Genomic DNA, 17,885 nt, shown 5'->3' on the forward strand with positions numbered 1-17,885 from the left:
TGCTGTGCAAATCATGAGGATTTGTACAGCTCTTTTCATTTTTATTCAATCATCAATCCCATCCACTTGAATATGTTGATTAGTAATGAGGATTATACTGTATTTGTGAAAAGAGGGATGACATGATTGTCATAAACGGAGAATCAATTACAGAAAGTACTCTTTCTAATCTAGAAGATCTTGAAAAGACCATTTTCCAACGCATACTTAATGATTCAGAGGTATATTCTTATGATTCTATGGAGGAATTAAGATTTGAGATTGCTTTAAGGTATAACATTGTCGCAAGTGCTGCATTAATGGCACAAGGAGAAGCACGCTTTGAAACGTTTGCCGGTTCACAAGGCAACCCTGCGTATTGGAATATAACAGAGGCTGGCGGCTTTTTAATCCGGGATGATGTCAATCCATCAGATGCTATAACTGATATTTTTGAAAACAGTCAATTTTATGCGTATGAGTGCGCAACCGCCATCCTAATTCTCTATTATCACGCCATTTTGAATACAATCGGACCAAAACTTTTTAATGAGTTCTTTCAAGATTTATTACTTTACAGCTGGCATTTTGATTCAGATCTTGTCATGCAGTCTGTCTATACTTATTATACGATCCCAGGTGATGTTGTTTACTTTAAAAATCCCGATTTCAATCCATTGACCTATTGGTGGAGAGGCGAAAATGCTGTGGTGATGGGTGACGATTTGTATTTTGGTCACGGACTAGGAATAAAAGATGAAGCGAATATCATTGAGTTTTTGAATGGAACGAGAAAACCAGATGGTAATAAGCCTGCTTATCTGAGTGATTATGTTGCCCGTCCATCTTTTTCGCATTTAGCAAAGTTATTTTCGCAACAAAACAGAAGAACCAAAAACCAACATCCTGTCATTATTCATCGCAAGAACTCCATTTCCCTTGATCGGTATTTGTTCTACTTGTATCGCTCTTACCTATCAAATGAATAAAGGCCAGCTCCGACGTCGGAGCCAGCCTCTTTCATTTATAGTTTTGGACAAACCTTAAGATTTCCAAAGCACGCTCACCTTCTTTTCTAAGTAGCTCCTCCCATATCTGATCTCGTCGACAATCTAATTTAATTATATCGTAAGCAAGTTTAAATGAATCAGTATTGTGATTTTCCTGCAAGTTTATCTCCTCCCTTTTTCAATTAAGTTTGTATATTCCTTTTTCAATTCACTTAATGTATAGGTGGAAAGAACACTATGATTCATGAAAAAACCTGCATTGACAAGTTTGGAAATATAATACTCTTTTGCATCACTAATAGCTTTTTCTAAAATTTTCGCCATTCCACTCACCTCTCTTACTATCAGTTTAGTAAAAAATTAGCTTAAATTCTTTGTTTTTGTCAGGAGTTATCACATGGAAATTACAATCAACTTCATTTGACTGTAAGGATTTCTTACAAACGCACAGGAATAAACGTAAGAAATGTACTATAATAACAGTAAGAGCTCTAGAATAGGATGTGAATGGCTATGACACATGAGGATCCATCTTTGAAAGAGAGAAAAGTCATTTCAATCGGCACGGTACGCGATCTAACAGGTTTATCCGAAAGACAGATTAGATATTACGAGGAAAGAAAATTGATTTTTCCTGCAAGATCAGGTTCAGGCATCCGCAAGTATTCCTTCTCAGATGTAGAAAGGCTCATGGAAATTGCCAATCAGATGGAAGAAGGCGTACAAACTCATGAAATACGCAGAGAGTGGAAAAAGAAAGAAAAAGAGAATGAAAATTGGAAAAAACAGATGTTAAAAGGGCAAATCCAAGCACATTTCAAACAAAATAGAAACTAAGCATAATTATCTCTCTTGGAGGAAATTATGCTTTTTTTCTGTAACTGAATTTAATCTTAACGGAAATGTTTGGTTATGCTACCATTAGCACATCAGGATTTAAGTGGAGAGTGACGTATGTTTGAATTATTATTAACCATGTTAGAGCGTCTTGGCATCATTGTCACTGTTGCCTTTATCATGACTAGGCTATCTTTTTTCAGACAGTTGATCAACCGCCAGCAAATTGATCGAAAACAGCAAGCATATGCTATTCTGTTTTTTGGCTTTTTCGGCATTATCGGTACATATACAGGTCTTGCTTTTAGTACGGAAACGTTAGGTTTTAACCGTTGGATAACGGAATTAAATGAATCTGAAGCGATCGCCAATTCACGTGTGATCGGGATTGTGATGGCAGGTCTGCTCGGTGGATATAAAGTAGGGGTTGGCGCAGGGTTAATTGCTGGAATACATCGCATGAGTCTTGGTGGATTTACTGCTTTTTCTTGCGGCTTTTCTGCTATAGTAGCAGGCCTTTTGGCAGGTTTCATCCGAAGCAAATATAAGGGAAAAAGAATTAGTGTTGCAGTGGCTCTTCTTACTGGCGCATTAGCAGAATCGATTCAAATGGGTATTATCCTCCTTACTTCACAACCATTTTCGCAGGCTCTCGCGCTTGTGGAGAGTATAGGCCTTCCCATGATTTTTGCTAACGGAGTTGGATCTGCTCTCTTTTTCCTCATAATCTTAACCGTGATTAACGAAGAGGAAAAAGTAGGAGCCGTTCAAGCCCAAAAGGCCTTGTCGTTAGCAGAGAATACATTGACACACCTTAGAAAAGGATTATCGCTAGAGTCTGCTGCAGAAACGTGCAAAATAATTTACCGGGAAGTAAATGCTAGTGCTGTAGCCATAACAGATATGGAGAAGATTCTAGCGCATGTCGGAATGGGAAATAATCATCATAAACCTCTATCTCCCATCCAAACACATAGCACTAAACAAGTACTAAAATACGGAAATTTATTGGTAGCAGGAAAAAAAGACATTCAGTGTCAGGAACCGTCTTGTCCCCTTGGTGCGGTGGTTATCGCTCCGTTAAAGAAGCGGGAGGAAACGGTAGGCACTCTTAAATTTTACTTTTCTTCCGATAAAGAAATAGATAATGTCGTCATCCAGTTAATCACCGGGCTTAGCTCGCTTATGAGTCATCAGTTGGAAATATCAGAAGCAGAAAATGCATCCAAGCTAGTGAAAGAAGCCGAAATCAAAGCGCTTCAAGCTCAAATCAGCCCTCATTTTCTATTTAATTCTTTAAATGTAATTGTTTCATTAATACGCACGGATCCAAAAAAAGCAAGGAAACTATTGGTTTCACTATCGCATTTCTTTAGACAAAACCTTACGGCGACCACTGCGAAATGGACCACCGTCCAAGAAGAGCTAAAACATGTACAAGCATACCTATCGGTTGAGGAAGCAAGGTTTTCGGATCGTTTAACTGTAACCTATCATGTTGATGAATCGGCTCTTTCCTATCTTGTTCCTCCTCTTTCCTTGCAGCCAATAGTGGAAAATGGAGTGAAACACGGGCTTAGAGACCGGGAAGAAAATGCACAATTAATCATCGAAATAAAAGAGCGCACTTCCGATATTTTCATTTCCATAAGCGACAATGGAGTAGGCATGACAAGTGATCGGATAAGTGAGCTTGGCCGGGATCAAGTCTCTTCCTCCACCGGTACGGGCGTTGGGCTTTACAATATTAATAAAAGACTTATAATGATGTTTGGCAATCAAGCAAAATTGCACTTTAATAGTGAAGCAAGCATTGGTACCACTGTGTCATTTACCATTGCCAAAAAATTAACTAAGGATGATCCTACATATGGAAAATATTAAAACGCTCATAGTGGATGATGAACCATATAGCCGTGATGAATTAAAGCATTTATTAGAAGAGCATGATTGCCTGCAAGTAATCGGACAAGCATCAACAGGTGAAGACGCTCTTTTACTCTGCATGCAACATCAACCGGATGTCGTCTTTCTAGATATAGAAATGCCAAAAATGAATGGCTTGGATGTTGCCAAGCATTTAAAAGAATTAAAAAAATCACCTCTTATTGTTTTTGCGACTGCGTTTCCTAACTTTGCGGTGGATGCTTTCCGACACGAAGCGGTGGATTATCTATTAAAGCCCTTTGATGAGGAACAATTGTCCCAAACCGTGTGCCGGCTTATTAAACATTTAACTCCAGATAAGGAAACTCAACAACTACCTACTTCCTCTAAGCTTGCAGTGGAATTTGAAAATGAAATTTATTATATAGAACCACTTGACATCCTTTATATCAGTAGAGATGACCGGATTTCACGGATACATACAAACACCCGCAATTTCGAGTCAAAGCTTGCATTAAAGGACTTGGAGGAAAGATTACAAGACTACCCATTTTTCCGGATCCATAAAAGCTATCTTGTTAATTTAAATTATGTGACGAAATTGACTCCTTGGTTCAATGGTGCCTATATGCTGGAGCTTACAGGCAGCTCCGAAAAGCTCTCTGTTAGCCGTAATTATGTTAAAGCATTAAGAAAAAAACTCGAACTATAACATGTCAGTATTCGATACTGACATGTTATTTATGTTTTTGTACATCTTGACCACTCAAACACCAAATGTAAGCCTTTTCATTTATAATGAGGTTACTCCATAAAGAGAAAGGGGTCTTCATTTTGTATACATTCTTAATAGGTATTGCCTTATTAATAGTAGGTTATTTTGTTTATGGTAGATTTGTAGAAAAGGTTTTCGGTATAAAAGATTCTCGTAAAACACCCGCTTATTCCAATCAAGACGGGGTTGATTATCTTCCGTTAGGTCAAAATAAAAATTCATTGATACAGCTATTAAACATAGCAGGTGTCGGGCCAATATTCGGACCGATTTTAGGTGCCCTATATGGACCTGTGGCATTTTTATGGATTGTCTTAGGGTGTATTTTTGCCGGGGCGGTTCATGATTATTTGACTGGTATGATATCCATTCGTAACCGCGGTGCACACTTGCCTGAACTTGCAGGTAAGTTCCTCGGAAAATTCATGAAACATACAGTCAATGCATTTGCTATTTTGCTTTTACTTTTAGTTGGAACCGTTTTCGTGACGGCACCGGCAGGTTTAATTCATACGTTAGCAGAAGGTAAAGTGGCACTAAGTATTATTATTTTAGCTATTTTCATCTATTATATATTTGCAACGATGTTACCAATCGATAAGGTCATCGGTCGTTTATATCCTATTTTTGGAGCGCTATTACTGATAAGTGCTTTAGGTGTTGGTGTATCCTTAGTTGTTACAGGAGCTCCTATCCCTGAATTAAGTTTCACAAATATGCACCCAGATAACGTGCCTATCTTCCCATTACTGTTCTTAACTATCTCATGTGGAGCACTTTCTGGTTTCCATGCAACGCAAACACCTATTATTTCAAGAACTACTGAGAATGAAAAGCAAGGCCGCCGAATTTTCTACGGCATGATGATTGCAGAAGGTATCATTGCTATGATCTGGGCAGCAGCAGGAATGAGTCTGTTCAATGGGTCGGCAGGATTGAGCGAAATCTTAGCAAATGGCGGTCCTGGTGCAGTTGTAAGTGAAGTTTCTGTAACAATGCTAGGAGCTATTGGTGGAACAATGGCGGTCATCGGGGTAATTATCCTTCCTATTACTTCTGGTGATACGGCATTCCGAAGTGCTCGTATGATTATTGCTGATTACTTCAATATTTCACAAAAGAAAATTATCAGCCGCCTTTGGATTGCAGCTCCTTTGTTTGTCATTTCCTTCGTACTGACAAAAATTGATTTTGAACTATTATGGAGATACTTCTCTTGGGCAAATCAGTCCACGGCCGTTATTGCATTATGGGTCGGTGCCATGTATCTATTCATCGCTAGGAAACAGTATTACATTGCGATGATACCAGCAATATTTATGACTATGGCAACAACGACATATATATTAAATGCTCCAATTGGCTTTCGCTTACCGATTGAAGCATCTTATATTGGGGCAGCTATGTTTACGATCATTATCATTGGCTTGTTCTATGTAAAAGCTATAGCAGCAAGAAAGACAGACTTCGAACTTGATGCAATTGATATCTCAAGTGATAAAGCAGCATAATCTCTCAAACGGTTCTACTTCTGTAGGACCGTTTTTTGTTTTGCATAAAAGTTATCTGTTCAGAAAAAGCTATTATCAAAGGAGGCGGATTTGATATGGCATCCCCTTATCTATGCCCAAATTGCAAAACGAACCGCTCACGTTTTAACATTATCGAACAAGTAGCAAAGTCCGTGAAGTTAAATCCTCAATCAGGTGAGGTTGTAGAGGAATATACATCCGGCACCATGGACCCTTTTCATATTCCTTATAAAGGGCCTTCACAAAAAATCCAATGTGCCACTTGTGGCAATGTTGATGAGGAGATTACTTTCATCAAGCATGCGGAATATCAAAAAGGATAACAGGCCTATGTCGCCTTTTATCCTTTTTTCTATGTCCCCTTAAAAATCAATACTATTTCACTTTTCTTTGCATATCCATTTAGCATCAGGAATAAATGGAGGGTGTTTGCAAATATGGGCTACGATGAAAATTATTACCTCGCAGGACAGTATCAAATGCTGGCTGACTATTATAAATATAAGGATCCTCAGCGTCATGTTTATTTTTATAATATGCATTACCAACATCTTCAGCAATGGGTGAAATCTATACAGGCGGCACCTAAAAGGAACGCAAATGATAGTGACAGTTCGCGAATAAGGGTACTTCATGCATCCCCAGGAATGATGGCAGTGGATGTACATGTAAATAACAATCCTGTCTGGAAAGATCTCCGTTATACAAACAGCAGTAGTTATGTAGATATAAAACCACTAAACAATAAAATTGAAATTTATCATAATGGTCAAAAACTACTTGAAGGTACACTTCAGGCAAACATAGGGAATTCTTACACTGTTGCAATTGCAGGAACAATGGAAAACTTGGTGCTAATACCTGTTGAAGATGACTCTTCCGTTCCCCAAAGTGAATCAAAGCTTCGTTTTTGGCACTTATCTCCAGATGCACCTTCTGTTGATTTTGCCGTCAAGAAAGGAGATGTAGTTTTTTCTGATATTCCATATTCGGGAATTTCAGATTATCTTGGCATTACTCCGATGACAGTGGATTTAGAGATAAGGGTTGCAGGGACAAAGGATATCGCACTCCCCCTTAATAGAGTAAGCTTAAAACCTGATGTTGCGTATACCATTGTGGCTGTCGGACTTGTCAAAAATGATCCACCTTTGGAAGCTGTATTTTTGGTTCCGTAAAACAAAGAAAAAGAAAGTCAAATGGTATAGCACATACACTCTGGTAACAGTCAAAATGAAATCTTAGTACCAGATCCTTTGATATTTTCTTCTAAAAAATAAAAGCTTCTCTTGGTTTATTTCCTTGTCACCAAGTTCTAATCGGCCTCTCTCCTCCTTTTTCCTCGTCTTCTAGGCTTCATACTGACCATGAGAACCTGGCTCCACCTCTTTTCCCGTCACCAAGGTCTTCATATCAACGATGAGGACTTCTCTACCCCTCTATTCTCGTCACCGAGGTCTTCATATCAACGATGAGGACTTCTCTACCCCTCTTTTCTCTTCACTAAGGTCTTCATATCGGCTATGAGGACTTCTCTCTTCCTATTTTCCAGTCACCGAGGTCTTCATATCGACGATGAGGACTTCTCTCCCCCTCTTTTCCCGTCATTGAGGTCTTCATAACAGCTATTACGACTTCACTCTTCCTTTTTTCCTGGTCACTCAGGTCCTCCCTCATCACGAGGGGACAATTCGAATTTTTTACAAATTCTTAAACAATATAAAATGCTCAATCAACTAGTGATTGAGCACCCTGTTCTATTTCATTAGCACCAAGCAGCACCAACGATGATTAAAAGAATAAACAATACTACGATTAATACGAAAGAGCTTCCGTAACCACCTGGGTATCCTGCTCCTGCTACTTGACCGTAACCGCAACCACACCAACTCATAGCTGTCACCTCCTCTACAAAGGTATCTATCCAAGTTTAGTAATTAATAGTGGAGGACTCCCGCACCAACAATCACCAATAAGATAAACAGAACAACTATTAACGCGAATCCTGATCCATAACCAGAACCACCCATGCTCTACACCTCCCCCTCTTTCCTAATACATAATGTATTCATGTAGAGCGTAATGGTAAAGGCATATGCCCAGTTCCAAAAAAATTGGGTGGATTTTATCACTAAGCCCCTTGGCGCTGTAGCGCAAACAAATATCTAAAAAATAAAAATGCACAGTGAATTCTTACCATGCATTTTTAAAAATTGGAAATAATATAATACCGTTGATTTCCGTTCCAGGCGCTTAGCTTGCCTGCGGGCGGTCCGTGAGCCTCCTCAGGCTTCGCCTTCCGGGGTCTCACCTGTCCCTTCCTCCCGCGGGCGTCTGCGCGCCTTCCACTCCAATCAACAAAGTTACTTATTTCACTTAGGGATTTGTGAAAAGTTATCTAACTGAGTAAATTGTATAAGCACTAACAATTCGTCAACGTATTTTCTAGCTGTGGATTGGAGCAAATGGCGTAGACTCCAGCGGGGGAGTAACGGTAGGTTGAGACCCCGCAACGAAGTGAGGAGGCTCAAGGCACCGTCCCGCGGAAAGCGAAGCCATATGCGGAAAGGAACAGCCGCGTTTAACCAAAAAGCTAAAGTTTACTCATTTAAAAAGGACCAGGCAGTTTATGCCTGATCCTTCAAAGAGTTAGTCTTCAACCGGAACTAATAGTTTGAATTCAATGTCATCGCGTTCGACATCAAATTTTGTGAATTCCACTTTTGTATCACTCTGAAGCTCGAGTTCTTGCAAAGCAACATAAATGCTCTGCTCGTTCGGTATGATTTTCACCCATGATGGTAAGGGATAATTATCACCTACATACTTTAAAACCATCGATACAGGTACTTGCAACCTTCCAATCGACATGGAATCTTGTTTTAACACAACATCGCCGTTTTCCTGAACTTCAGGAATAAACGTCATGGTTAGGGGGATGTCTCTTTCAAAGACTGTCATTTCACCCCTGAGTTCCACTCTGTCGGTCAGTACCACTTCATAATTCAAAGGTCGCCGTGTTTCTTTTTCTAAATAATATCGTATAAGTTCATTTAAGTCTTCTTTATCAGACTGAATTGTAAATGCAACCCTTTTTCGATCATCGTCCCTGCTATTTAGGTTGAATTTCGAATTTTTTGGCAGCAGCACCAAAAAGATAGCTATTCCCGCAATTAAAATATTTAACACTAGCAGGCTTAGAAATGCCGTTTTCCAATTTATGACTTTTTTCACCATAATCCTCTCCACTACTCTTCTTCTAACATCTCTTCCAATGAAGTCTCCTCATTAAATCGTCTTATTTCCTTTACGATGTTATTCCCTATTAATTGATACCCCTTTTGGTTTGGATGAAACTGATCATCATCAAGCAAATTCTCTTCAGGGTCAATAAATATGTCTTGTATTGGGACATAGGCTGTATTAGGATATTCATCAAGGACGGAAATGGTTTGTTCATTCCAATTAGTTACTACCTCATTCATTTCTTCTATTTCTTGAAAGAAGTGATAAAAAGGATTGAATAGGCCTACAAGGTAAATTCTACTGGAGTCATTATGTTTTCTCACTTCCTCAAGGACGCTATTCAGCCTTTTAGCGTACAATTCTTGCTCTTTATCAAAGAGAGAAAATGTTAAATCTAAGAAATTCTCACGGATAACCTTCATTAAATCATTACCACCGACAGTCATGAAAATGACATCTGCTTCAGTAAGAGCCTTTTGTACCTCTGGGTCTTCCAGTCTTTTTAAGAGATGGTTTGTACGGTTTCCCCTGACACCTAGATTCGTGACACTTACATTATCTATATATGGTTTTGCTTCATAATGTTGTTTAACAATGGAAGTAAATCCGCCGTTTTTGGACTCATCTCCAACCCCTTGTGTAAGGGAGTCCCCAAAAAAGACCAGCTTAAATGATCTGTCAAAGAACTCTTCTGTAACATCCTCTTTTTCTTCAATATTCATTATTTTGCTCTGATTCTCAGCAGACTCTTCTTTAAAGAAATCTTTAAAAAGTTTTCTCTCACTTTGGCTTTCTCTTCGTTCTTTTGCTTTTTCCAAAACGTAACTGGAAGAATTTTCTGCAGAACAACTAACCATACTAATTATTATAAGGCCCAGCAAGGCTATTTTCCAAAATTTAACCATCAGGCATTCTCCTTATTTTGTTAAGGATTTAATTCGTCCCTTACATTATACGACAGTACACTTTTTATAACATACTCTAATGTATTTTTCAAAAAAGAAAAGGTTAGGAGGCCATTGAAATGAAGGAAAAAGAAATACTTGCGTGCAACGAAGAAGTATCTAAGGAGTTATTTTCAAAGGAATTACATGTAATAGTCACTGACGGATTAAGTGCCAGCAGAGAAGAAGAGCTCGAGCTTGTACATAATCAAAAGGATCACTCCTAATAAAAGGAGTGATCCTAACTACTTTACTAATTGCTTAAAAGAATTTCTACATGCTCCAATATTTCTTCGTAAGGAACATCCAATCCATCATAGCTTTTAATAATCGTACCTTCCTGGTCAATTAAATAAAAACTGGTTCCATGGACAACTTCTCCCCCGTTTTTGGGTTTAGCAACAATTGTTTTGAAGTTTTCCATTCCAAACTCTTCTATCTCTTTCTGGGTATAGCCTGTTAAAAAGTCCCAAGAGGAATAATCCGCTTCAAAGTTATTTCCAAACTCCTTAAGTACTTCAGGACTATCAACTTCAGGATCAACAGAAAAAGATACAAATTGAACATCTATTTGTTCTTCATCGGCCATTCTTTGCAACCTGGCCATGTTTGCCGTCATAGGAGGACAAACAGTTGTGCAGTTAGTAAAGACCATATTTGCCACTGTGACTTCACCTTTCAAGTCCTCTAAACTAACTTGCTCGTTATCTTGATTTATGTACTGAAAATTTGCCAGTTTCCAATCAGTAGTATCTGGAATCTCACCGCTACATGCGGCCAGAATGACTGCACACAATCCAATCAGCAGTATTTTACTGTAATTTAACACGTGCTTCACCTTTTTTCACTTGTTATTTTCCATTTTTCAATCAAATCGTACCATTTCTCACAGGGATATAAAAGGCACCGCTCATCAAATTCATAAAAATAACACATTTACCAAGATGGAGGACAAGGGATGCGAAGAGAATCCGAGAGTATTAGTATTATTTCCATTACGTCTACTTCGTTTATTCTTGTGCTTGGAAACTCGATGCTCATACCAGTATTGCCTGAAATCCGTCATGATTTACAGCTGTCACAAGTACAAGCTAGCCTTATCCTATCAATATTTTCCATAGCAGGAGCAGTTACCATTCCTTTTATCGGATATTTATCAGACAGGTTTTCTCGGAAGCACATTATACTTGCCTCTCTTTTGCTTTATGGTATCGGCGGGTTGGTTTCTGGTATAGCTTCTATCCTTCAAACATCTTTATCTTTTGAAGTAATCATTATTGGGAGGATTCTTCAAGGGATAGGGTCAGCCGGGACAGCTCCAATCGCCATGGCGCTCGTGGCAGATTTATTTTCAGGAAATAAACAGTTGAAGGTTTTGAGTCTAATGGAGACAACCAACAGTCTGGGGAAAGTTGTTTCGCCTTTGATTGGGGGTTTTATAGCGTTAATCATGTGGCATTATATTTTCTTTGTCTTCCCGCTAGCTTGTAGCATATTGTCTATTTTGTTCTATTTATATGTAAAAAACGAGGAGTCATCTTCTGAAAAATTGGTTTTCAAGAAATATGTAAGCCATTTAGCAGAGGTTATAAAAGAAAATAAGTTTTATTTACTTACAAGTTATAATGCAGGTGCCCTTTGTCTTTACCTGCTTTTTGGCATTCTGTTTTATTCTTCAGATCTTTTGGAGAGTCAGTTTGAGACGCATGGATTTATGAATGGCGTTATACTCTCTTTCCCACTTCTGTTTTTGACGGTTGCTTCTTATATTACTGGAAATGTAATTGGAAAGTTCAGCAGCTACATAAATCGAATTCTTATTGTGAATTTTTTGCTTCTGAGCCTTTTTCTAATAGGGATTTTGCTTTATGACAGCCTTTGGTGGACAATTTTAATCATATCTTTGATTAGCACATCCATTGGTATTGTTCTACCATGTATGAATGTTATTATTGTTAATTCTGTAAAAAAAGAAGCACGAGGATTTGTCACCGCCTTGTACGGGTCGGTCCGATTTGTTGGGATAGCACTTGGACCAATTGTATTTGGCTATTTTATGGATTTCTCTATTTCCACGATTTTTGTTTTATCTTCTTCGCTCTGTTTAATTCAAGCCATCCTTTGCTTCTTTTATTTAGGTAAGAAAGATAAAAACATCTCGTTTAGTGCCGTGATGAACTGGTTTTCCATATTTCAATTTCCATCAAGAAAAAAACAAAGAGGCTGACTTAATTGTCAACCTCTATCATTTATCTTCTTTTCCTGTTCTTTGCTTTTAGCAATTGATTCATACGATCCTCAGTTGCTTTTGTTTCTTTCGGCTTATCTTCTGTATCTTTTCGTGGTTTAAACTCTTTCATTTCTTTTATTTTCGGTTCTTCCCTTTTTACAGACTGATTCGATTTTAGTGGCGCTTTATTTCTTTTAATGACCGGTGTCTTCCATTTTTTCTCTGACTGGTCCTTTTCATTTTTCTCCTTTCCTTTTTTCCAGAAAGCAAATGATATCAAACCAAACCTTCTAATAAAAATCTCAATAATCAGTAAGAAAAATGCAAGGATGATAAAAGGCAGCCACACCGTCTGAGATTGGTAAACATTTTTATGATAGGAACGGAAGGCATCTTTTGGGTCTTCTATCAGCATTCCATTTTGGTTGGCTGCAATACTTTCAAGCAACTCCAAATTTACCGGCCTTTGTTCAAATTCTGTGGAAAAAGGGACAACCATTCCGCTTGTATAGGTGGAGACTATCTCCCCTTCCTCTTCTTGTGTAATATTGAGAAAGTAAATATCGGGTATGGCTGCAAATTCCACTTCATATTGTCCAGGTCCCACCATCTTACTTTTCGCGTCTTCTATAATCTGCCCCTTATTGTTTGAAACAGATATAGAAACCGGCATTAATATATCCTCAACCGCTTCCACCTTTACAGATGCTTTTCCTCCATCTACAGAGGTTGTTATGTCATAAGCTCCTTGTTCATAAGATGGCAATGACCATGTCACCATCTCGTTCCAAAAAGAGGTCCATTCTTCCCAAGAAGGGAATCCACCACTCCAAACTCCGGAAACATCGGAGGTCCAAGCGATCGTCCTCCCCAGACCATAATTCATTCGAGCGAGGATCGGATCCTCTTTTTCACTTGAAATAATCTGCTCAGCCCTAGATTTCAGAGTAGTTGCAATATAAGTATTAAGAAACGGTGTCCCACTTTCAAACCTTTTAGACCAATCATACCCTGCATAGACAGTCGGTACATGTGGATTGTCTTCAATATATGTTTGGGTGGTAAGGGCGGTTTCTCTTGAAAGAATACTCGGGACCGCACTTGCCTCATATACTTCGTAAAATCTACCTGTCCCTATTTCTGCCAGTTCTTCCAGCAGGGAAGTATCTGCATCCCCACCGATTGCTACGGTGGATAATGTTACATTGTTCGTTAAACCTTCTTCAATGATTTCTTCATAAGGTCCATCATTGGATTGTCCATCCGTTAATAAAATAATATGCTTGCGTTTTAAGTCCATCTCATTCAATTGCTCATAAGCCCTATCTAAAGCTGGAAAGATATCTGTTCCACCACCCAATGCAGTTGAACGAATTGTTTCAATAACCTCTTCTTTATTTTTGATCGGCTCTGTTTCTACGACTGTCCAAGGCTCCGTGTCAAAGGCAATGAAGCCAAATGTGTCCTCTTCTTTTAACAGTTCCACAGAACGTGCTGCAGCTTCTTTCGCTAGATCAAATTTTTCCCCCATCATACTTCCGGAACGGTCCAATACAATGATTAAACCAAGTGAGGGGATTTCCTTTTTCCCTTTTACATCCATATCCACCGGAAGTATTTTTTCAATGGGAGTCTGGAAATAACCACCGAGACCATAAGATTCATTGCCGCCTGTCATCGTAAAACCTACACCAAAGTCCCTCACTGCTGTTTCAATGAGTTCCATCTGATTACCACTTAAAAGGTGACCCGACACATTATGGAAAATAATACTTTCATATGCCAGGAAACCGCTGAGTGTCGTCGGCAGCAGGCTCGGGTGGATGCGATCAATCTTCCAGCCGCTTGCATCTAGTGCGCGGAACACATTATCCCCCTCACCCTCTTGGTCGACCATAAGTACTTTAGGCTCTCCCGAAACTTGTGTTAAAGAGTGAGATATATTGTTCTCCACAATTTTATCTACTTTAGGAAAAATCTCTGCTTTGAATGTGTACAATCCTGGATCTATTAAAGGTATGGAATAGGAATAATTATTCGATCCTTTTGCCACGACAATTTCTTCTTTAATAATGGTTTCATTATTCTGGGTAATATGCAAAGTGGCTGTTGTGTCTACATTGGCCTCTAATCCTACTTGAAATGGGACCGCTTCCCCTTCAAAGCTTGATTGTGGCGTATGAAAGGATTGAAGCGACACATCTTCCACATATGGTGATTGAAAAGCCATTGCATCCATCTCTATATTTCTTCCTGAATAAAAAGTGGATTGTTTGGCACTATTGCCGTTTGTTTCTACTCCATCCGTCATTAAAACAATTCTGCCTTTACGATCCTCCGGGATGTAATTTGCAGCGAACTTCAAACCATCTTCTAAATTTGTGAATTGAGGGCTGTCATTTACGGAAAGTTGTTGAATCATTTCTGCTTGATTGGTAAAGGAGCGTTCAAGTTTTGGCTTTTCTGAAAAAGTTACTATGCTAAAACTATCTTCTTCTTTCTTTTGCTTGATCGCCTCATTAATAGAGGAAAGAATTTCCCCTTCCATCCTCTTTACACTGTCGGACTGATCGACAAGAAAAACGGTATGAACTCCTTTTACTGGAGAAAAAAAGGATGGCATACATAACCCAAATATAAGTAACAAATAGATAATGCTTCGCAAGGAGAGGATGATATACTCCTTTTTTCGCTTTGTTTTCTTCTTACGCCAGAACAGAACAAGACTGATTAGGACCGGGATAAGAAATAAAAGCATGAGAGGGTATTCAATTTGAAATTCCACGTCTGTAAACCTCCCATTCTACCAATAGTACGACAAGAGCAAGCATCAAAAACAAATATGAGATGTTTTTGCTGGTTGTAGTCTCCTCTTCTTGATCGACCGAAGAAACAGCTGAAACGGCAAAGCTCTCTTCTGTATGAATCGACTTTTCTGAATCCTCTAACATGATGGTAAAAGCCCTTGATTCTTCCATTTGGTCCTTTGTCTCTTTTAGAGTATACAAACCTGGAGCTAGAGGGAGTTCCATTGGTTGTTCAAAGGTTTCATAAGTGAAGACAACCTTACCATCCCTATTGAGGATTTCCGCTTTTCTAACATCGGAAGCTGGAAAATAATCCATCGTCTGACCAGGATAGAAATAACCCAACATCCCCTTCTTCTGTGTCAATTCCTGTATAGAATGGAACATGAATAAAGGGAATCCCGCATGAAGTGGCCAATCACTGGAACCAAGTTCAAAAGTTACCACAATAATCGGATATCCATCGTATGTTCCTGAAAGAATCAGCGGTGTTTCTCCACGGCTTGCCACTACATCTAATGAGGAAAATTCTTTTGAAGTAAAAGCCTTTTCCACATAAACATTCTCCATTTCTACTGATTGCATTAATGGATCTGCCATACTTGCCGAAACTTTACCAGAAAGCTCCACTTCTTCTTCTCCATCTTCACCTGACAGGAACACTAGCTTAGGACCAGTCGGCCAGTCGCTTCTTTCCACGCCTTTAATGAGGTGAGCACCATCAAATTTATCTTCCTCCGCTGAATCGGAGGAAAGGTGGATGACATTGGTGCTTGCTATTTCTACAGCCTTTCTTGCAAATGGATGTATGTCTTTATGAACGTAAACTGTAGGGTCTTGTTGCTGTCCCAGAAAAGCGAATTGTTCATTGTCTAACTTATATTGCTTATCACCACTGACGACAGCTCTATACATCGTCGCAGGTGGCAGGTCTTCAAGGTAAATAGTCTTTACTTTGTTCCCTTTCACTGTTTCAGTAACTTGTTGTAAGACTTCCTCTCCATCATTAAAGATAGATAATTCAAAGTCCTTTGAATCGTCTCCTTCATTTTTCACCGTAACTACCCCAACTACTTTGTTTTCACGCATGGTTACCCCAAATGTTTCAACTGCTAAATTCTGGTGGGAATTCCCCATGTTATGTGCAAAAAAGGTGGTGTTCTCATGAAGCTCCAGTGTTGCTTCTTTGGAATAATTATCGGTTAAAAGCTGTATGTTTCCGTTTTCTTCTCCTAAAAGACTTTTCGCCATATTGATGGAATCTCTCACGTTTGCTGAAGCGTAAGAAGGTCCCAAGCTTTCCACAAGGTCGACTACTTCTTTATGGGATTGAGACCTTTCCAGTAGAATTTCGGGAGTTTCCTTGGCCACGATAACAGTCATTTCTTGATGATCCACTTTATCAAGTGTCTGCACCATTTTCTCCTTGGCCAACTCCAGGCGGGACTTTTCCCCTTCCATTGCAATCATAGATGCGGATGTATCCACAATGAAAATGATATGATCTCCCTCAATGCCTTCCTTCTCAAAGAACGGCTGAGTCAAAGTGAAAATTAGAAACAACAGCGCCAATAACTGAAGGTATAACAGCAGATGGTGCTGCAGCTTCCTCCACCAAGCTTGGGCTTCAAATTCGTTCATCCATTCCTGCCATAATAAGACAGAAGGAATTTCTTTCTTTTCATACTGCTTTCGAAAAAAATACATCAAAATAACTAAAAGTAAAAATGCACTGAACAAAAAATATATTGGTGCTGTAAAACCCATTCCCATCACCTAATCCAACCTTTAGAGGTCATCCTTTTGAATAAAATATCTTCCACTTTTTCTCCTGCATGGCACATAAGGTAAGAGATACCCCTTTCAAAACAAAAACCCTCTAGCATCTCCATCCTTTGTTGCATTTTTTCTTTATAATTCTTTCTAGCAAAATCAGAAACTGTTACATTAACTTCCTGATTGGTTTCACTGTCAACCAGCATAAAATCACCATCGAAACTTGGATCTACTTCATCCTCTTCTAACACTTGCAGCAAATAGATTTGCTGTCGATTCGCTTGTATAATTTTCAATGTGTGGATGACCGAGTCAAGAGGTTCCAATAAATCGCTGATAACGAAGGACACACTGCTTTTTCTTTGAACATGGTTTAAAACTGCCTCAGAGAATAGCAACGAGGACTCTTTGGCTTTTATCTCCTCGACATATTGAAGCATCTGATGGAGGTGTCCTTTTCCTTTGCGATATAAATAAGGGGCCTGCTCCCCATGAACATCAATAATGGATATTCGATCATCCTGACTAAGCCCAATATAGGCAAATGACGCTGCAAGTGTTTTGGCAAGGTTCCATTTGGCGGGGGAACTTGCCATGGAATTTGTACAATCCAGATAAATGGAAGCAGATAGCTCTTGTTCATCTAGATACCGTTTTATATAGTGCTTTTGGGTACGTGCAAAGATATTCCAGTCCACTTGCCTAAGGTCGTCCCCTTGTTCATATACGCGATAATCAGAGAAATCATGAGATGCTCCGAACCTATTCGACTTTCTTGTTCCTTTATGCCAGCTTCTCTTGAGCTTTCCTGCCTGAAGTGTATGGGCCTGTAGCTGCTTTGTAATGATAGAATTCAGCATAC

18 protein-coding genes are annotated in these 17,885 nt (G+C 39.0%); 9 read left to right on the forward strand and 9 right to left on the reverse strand.

Features of this window, described 5'->3' with window-relative positions:
- Positions 1–122: 122 nt before the first annotated feature.
- Positions 123–968, forward strand: a complete 846-nt coding sequence (locus LC091_RS08785) for a protein-glutamine gamma-glutamyltransferase (RefSeq protein ID WP_226681645.1) — start codon at positions 123–125, stop codon at positions 966–968.
- A gap of 183 nt (positions 969–1,151) precedes the next feature.
- On the opposite strand, the gene LC091_RS08790 is transcribed toward LC091_RS08785, so the two are convergent.
- Positions 1,152–1,313: a Fur-regulated basic protein FbpA gene (locus LC091_RS08790; protein WP_226681646.1), complete on the reverse strand. Its 162-nt coding sequence runs from the start codon at positions 1,311–1,313 to the stop codon at positions 1,152–1,154.
- Between the two features lie 189 nt (positions 1,314–1,502).
- On the opposite strand from LC091_RS08790, the gene LC091_RS08795 reads away from it, so the two are divergent.
- The 6 genes from LC091_RS08795 to LC091_RS08820 all read left to right on the forward strand — a co-directional run bounded on the left by LC091_RS08795 (position 1,503) and on the right by LC091_RS08820 (position 7,198).
- On the forward strand, positions 1,503–1,826 hold the full coding sequence (locus tag LC091_RS08795; RefSeq protein ID WP_010193881.1) for a MerR family transcriptional regulator: 324 nt from the start codon (positions 1,503–1,505) through the stop codon (positions 1,824–1,826).
- Positions 1,827–1,943: 117 nt separating this feature from the next.
- Positions 1,944–3,710 carry a sensor histidine kinase gene (locus LC091_RS08800; RefSeq protein WP_226681647.1) on the forward strand — a complete coding sequence of 589 codons (1,767 nt, stop codon included), beginning with the start codon at positions 1,944–1,946 and terminating at the stop codon, positions 3,708–3,710.
- A complete protein-coding gene (locus tag LC091_RS08805) occupies positions 3,697–4,425 on the forward strand; it encodes a LytR/AlgR family response regulator transcription factor (protein ID WP_226681648.1) in 729 nt (242 codons plus the stop codon). The genes LC091_RS08800 and LC091_RS08805 overlap by 14 nt, the downstream gene beginning before the upstream one ends.
- A gap of 122 nt (positions 4,426–4,547) precedes the next feature.
- The gene (locus LC091_RS08810) at positions 4,548–5,999 is read left to right on the forward strand and encodes a carbon starvation CstA family protein (RefSeq protein WP_226681649.1); all 1,452 of its coding nucleotides are present in this window, start codon (positions 4,548–4,550) and stop codon (positions 5,997–5,999) included.
- Positions 6,000–6,094: 95 nt separating this feature from the next.
- Positions 6,095–6,343, forward strand: a complete 249-nt coding sequence (locus tag LC091_RS08815) for a hypothetical protein (RefSeq protein ID WP_010193873.1) — start codon at positions 6,095–6,097, stop codon at positions 6,341–6,343.
- 114 nt (positions 6,344–6,457) lie between these two features.
- Positions 6,458–7,198, forward strand: a complete 741-nt coding sequence (locus tag LC091_RS08820) for a DUF4397 domain-containing protein (protein WP_226681650.1) — start codon at positions 6,458–6,460, stop codon at positions 7,196–7,198.
- Between the two features lie 587 nt (positions 7,199–7,785).
- Here the strand turns inward: LC091_RS08820 and LC091_RS08825 are convergent.
- The 4 genes from LC091_RS08825 to LC091_RS08840 form a co-directional block, all read right to left on the reverse strand.
- Positions 7,786–7,914, reverse strand: coding sequence for a YjcZ family sporulation protein (locus tag LC091_RS08825; protein WP_082380721.1), 129 nt, complete (start codon positions 7,912–7,914; stop codon positions 7,786–7,788).
- 43 nt (positions 7,915–7,957) lie between these two features.
- On the reverse strand, positions 7,958–8,050 hold the full coding sequence (locus LC091_RS08830) for a YjcZ family sporulation protein (RefSeq protein WP_010193868.1): 93 nt from the start codon (positions 8,048–8,050) through the stop codon (positions 7,958–7,960).
- 619 nt (positions 8,051–8,669) lie between these two features.
- Positions 8,670–9,257 carry a YpmS family protein gene (locus LC091_RS08835; protein WP_226681651.1) on the reverse strand — a complete coding sequence of 196 codons (588 nt, stop codon included), beginning with the start codon at positions 9,255–9,257 and terminating at the stop codon, positions 8,670–8,672.
- Positions 9,258–9,268: 11 nt separating this feature from the next.
- The gene (locus LC091_RS08840; RefSeq protein WP_226681652.1) at positions 9,269–10,171 is read right to left on the reverse strand and encodes an SGNH/GDSL hydrolase family protein; all 903 of its coding nucleotides are present in this window, start codon (positions 10,169–10,171) and stop codon (positions 9,269–9,271) included.
- A 119-nt stretch (positions 10,172–10,290) separates the two neighbouring features.
- On the opposite strand from LC091_RS08840, the gene LC091_RS08845 reads away from it, so the two are divergent.
- Positions 10,291–10,437 carry a hypothetical protein gene (locus tag LC091_RS08845; RefSeq protein WP_226681653.1) on the forward strand — a complete coding sequence of 49 codons (147 nt, stop codon included), beginning with the start codon at positions 10,291–10,293 and terminating at the stop codon, positions 10,435–10,437.
- 26 nt (positions 10,438–10,463) lie between these two features.
- Here the strand turns inward: LC091_RS08845 and LC091_RS08850 are convergent, their stop codons facing one another.
- Positions 10,464–11,039 carry an SCO family protein gene (locus LC091_RS08850; RefSeq protein WP_404819674.1) on the reverse strand — a complete coding sequence of 192 codons (576 nt, stop codon included), beginning with the start codon at positions 11,037–11,039 and terminating at the stop codon, positions 10,464–10,466.
- Between the two features lie 129 nt (positions 11,040–11,168).
- On the opposite strand from LC091_RS08850, the gene LC091_RS08855 reads away from it, so the two are divergent.
- Positions 11,169–12,437 carry an MFS transporter gene (locus LC091_RS08855; protein WP_226681655.1) on the forward strand — a complete coding sequence of 423 codons (1,269 nt, stop codon included), beginning with the start codon at positions 11,169–11,171 and terminating at the stop codon, positions 12,435–12,437.
- A 22-nt stretch (positions 12,438–12,459) separates the two neighbouring features.
- Here the strand turns inward: LC091_RS08855 and LC091_RS08860 are convergent, their stop codons facing one another.
- The 3 genes from LC091_RS08860 to LC091_RS08870 are packed head-to-tail and all read right to left on the reverse strand — an operon-like array spanning position 12,460 to position 17,883.
- Positions 12,460–15,225 carry a VWA domain-containing protein gene (locus tag LC091_RS08860; protein ID WP_226681656.1) on the reverse strand — a complete coding sequence of 922 codons (2,766 nt, stop codon included), beginning with the start codon at positions 15,223–15,225 and terminating at the stop codon, positions 12,460–12,462.
- Positions 15,209–17,014: a vWA domain-containing protein gene (locus LC091_RS08865; protein WP_226681657.1), complete on the reverse strand. Its 1,806-nt coding sequence runs from the start codon at positions 17,012–17,014 to the stop codon at positions 15,209–15,211. The genes LC091_RS08860 and LC091_RS08865 overlap by 17 nt, the downstream gene beginning before the upstream one ends.
- A 5-nt stretch (positions 17,015–17,019) precedes the next feature.
- The gene (locus tag LC091_RS08870) at positions 17,020–17,883 is read right to left on the reverse strand and encodes a DUF58 domain-containing protein (protein WP_226681658.1); all 864 of its coding nucleotides are present in this window, start codon (positions 17,881–17,883) and stop codon (positions 17,020–17,022) included.
- Between the last annotated feature and the right edge of the window lie 2 nt (positions 17,884–17,885).

Origin of the sequence: Sutcliffiella horikoshii, assembly GCF_020524325.1 — a bacterium.
Taxonomy (GTDB): Bacteria; Bacillota; Bacilli; order Bacillales; family Bacillaceae_I; genus Sutcliffiella_A; species Sutcliffiella_A horikoshii_D.

Excerpts from the sequence above, each read along its gene's own strand:
- LC091_RS08785 (WP_226681645.1), top strand. The coding sequence starts at position 123 with ATGATTGTCATAAACGGAGAATCAATTACAGAAAGTACTCTTTCTAAT.
- LC091_RS08790 (WP_226681646.1), bottom strand. The coding sequence starts at position 1,313 with ATGGCGAAAATTTTAGAAAAAGCTATTAGTGATGCAAAAGAGTATTAT.
- LC091_RS08795 (WP_010193881.1), top strand. The coding sequence starts at position 1,503 with ATGACACATGAGGATCCATCTTTGAAAGAGAGAAAAGTCATTTCAATC.
- LC091_RS08800 (WP_226681647.1), top strand. The coding sequence starts at position 1,944 with ATGTTTGAATTATTATTAACCATGTTAGAGCGTCTTGGCATCATTGTC.
- LC091_RS08805 (WP_226681648.1), top strand. The coding sequence starts at position 3,697 with ATGGAAAATATTAAAACGCTCATAGTGGATGATGAACCATATAGCCGT.
- LC091_RS08815 (WP_010193873.1), top strand. The coding sequence starts at position 6,095 with ATGGCATCCCCTTATCTATGCCCAAATTGCAAAACGAACCGCTCACGT.
- LC091_RS08820 (WP_226681650.1), top strand. The coding sequence starts at position 6,458 with ATGGGCTACGATGAAAATTATTACCTCGCAGGACAGTATCAAATGCTG.
- LC091_RS08825 (WP_082380721.1), bottom strand. The coding sequence starts at position 7,914 with ATGAGTTGGTGTGGTTGCGGTTACGGTCAAGTAGCAGGAGCAGGATAC.
- LC091_RS08830 (WP_010193868.1), bottom strand. The coding sequence starts at position 8,050 with ATGGGTGGTTCTGGTTATGGATCAGGATTCGCGTTAATAGTTGTTCTG.
- LC091_RS08835 (WP_226681651.1), bottom strand. The coding sequence starts at position 9,257 with ATGGTGAAAAAAGTCATAAATTGGAAAACGGCATTTCTAAGCCTGCTA.
- LC091_RS08840 (WP_226681652.1), bottom strand. The coding sequence starts at position 10,171 with ATGGTTAAATTTTGGAAAATAGCCTTGCTGGGCCTTATAATAATTAGT.
- LC091_RS08845 (WP_226681653.1), top strand. The coding sequence starts at position 10,291 with ATGAAGGAAAAAGAAATACTTGCGTGCAACGAAGAAGTATCTAAGGAG.
- LC091_RS08855 (WP_226681655.1), top strand. The coding sequence starts at position 11,169 with ATGCGAAGAGAATCCGAGAGTATTAGTATTATTTCCATTACGTCTACT.
- LC091_RS08865 (WP_226681657.1), bottom strand. The coding sequence starts at position 17,014 with ATGGGTTTTACAGCACCAATATATTTTTTGTTCAGTGCATTTTTACTT.
- LC091_RS08870 (WP_226681658.1), bottom strand. The coding sequence starts at position 17,883 with ATGCTGAATTCTATCATTACAAAGCAGCTACAGGCCCATACACTTCAG.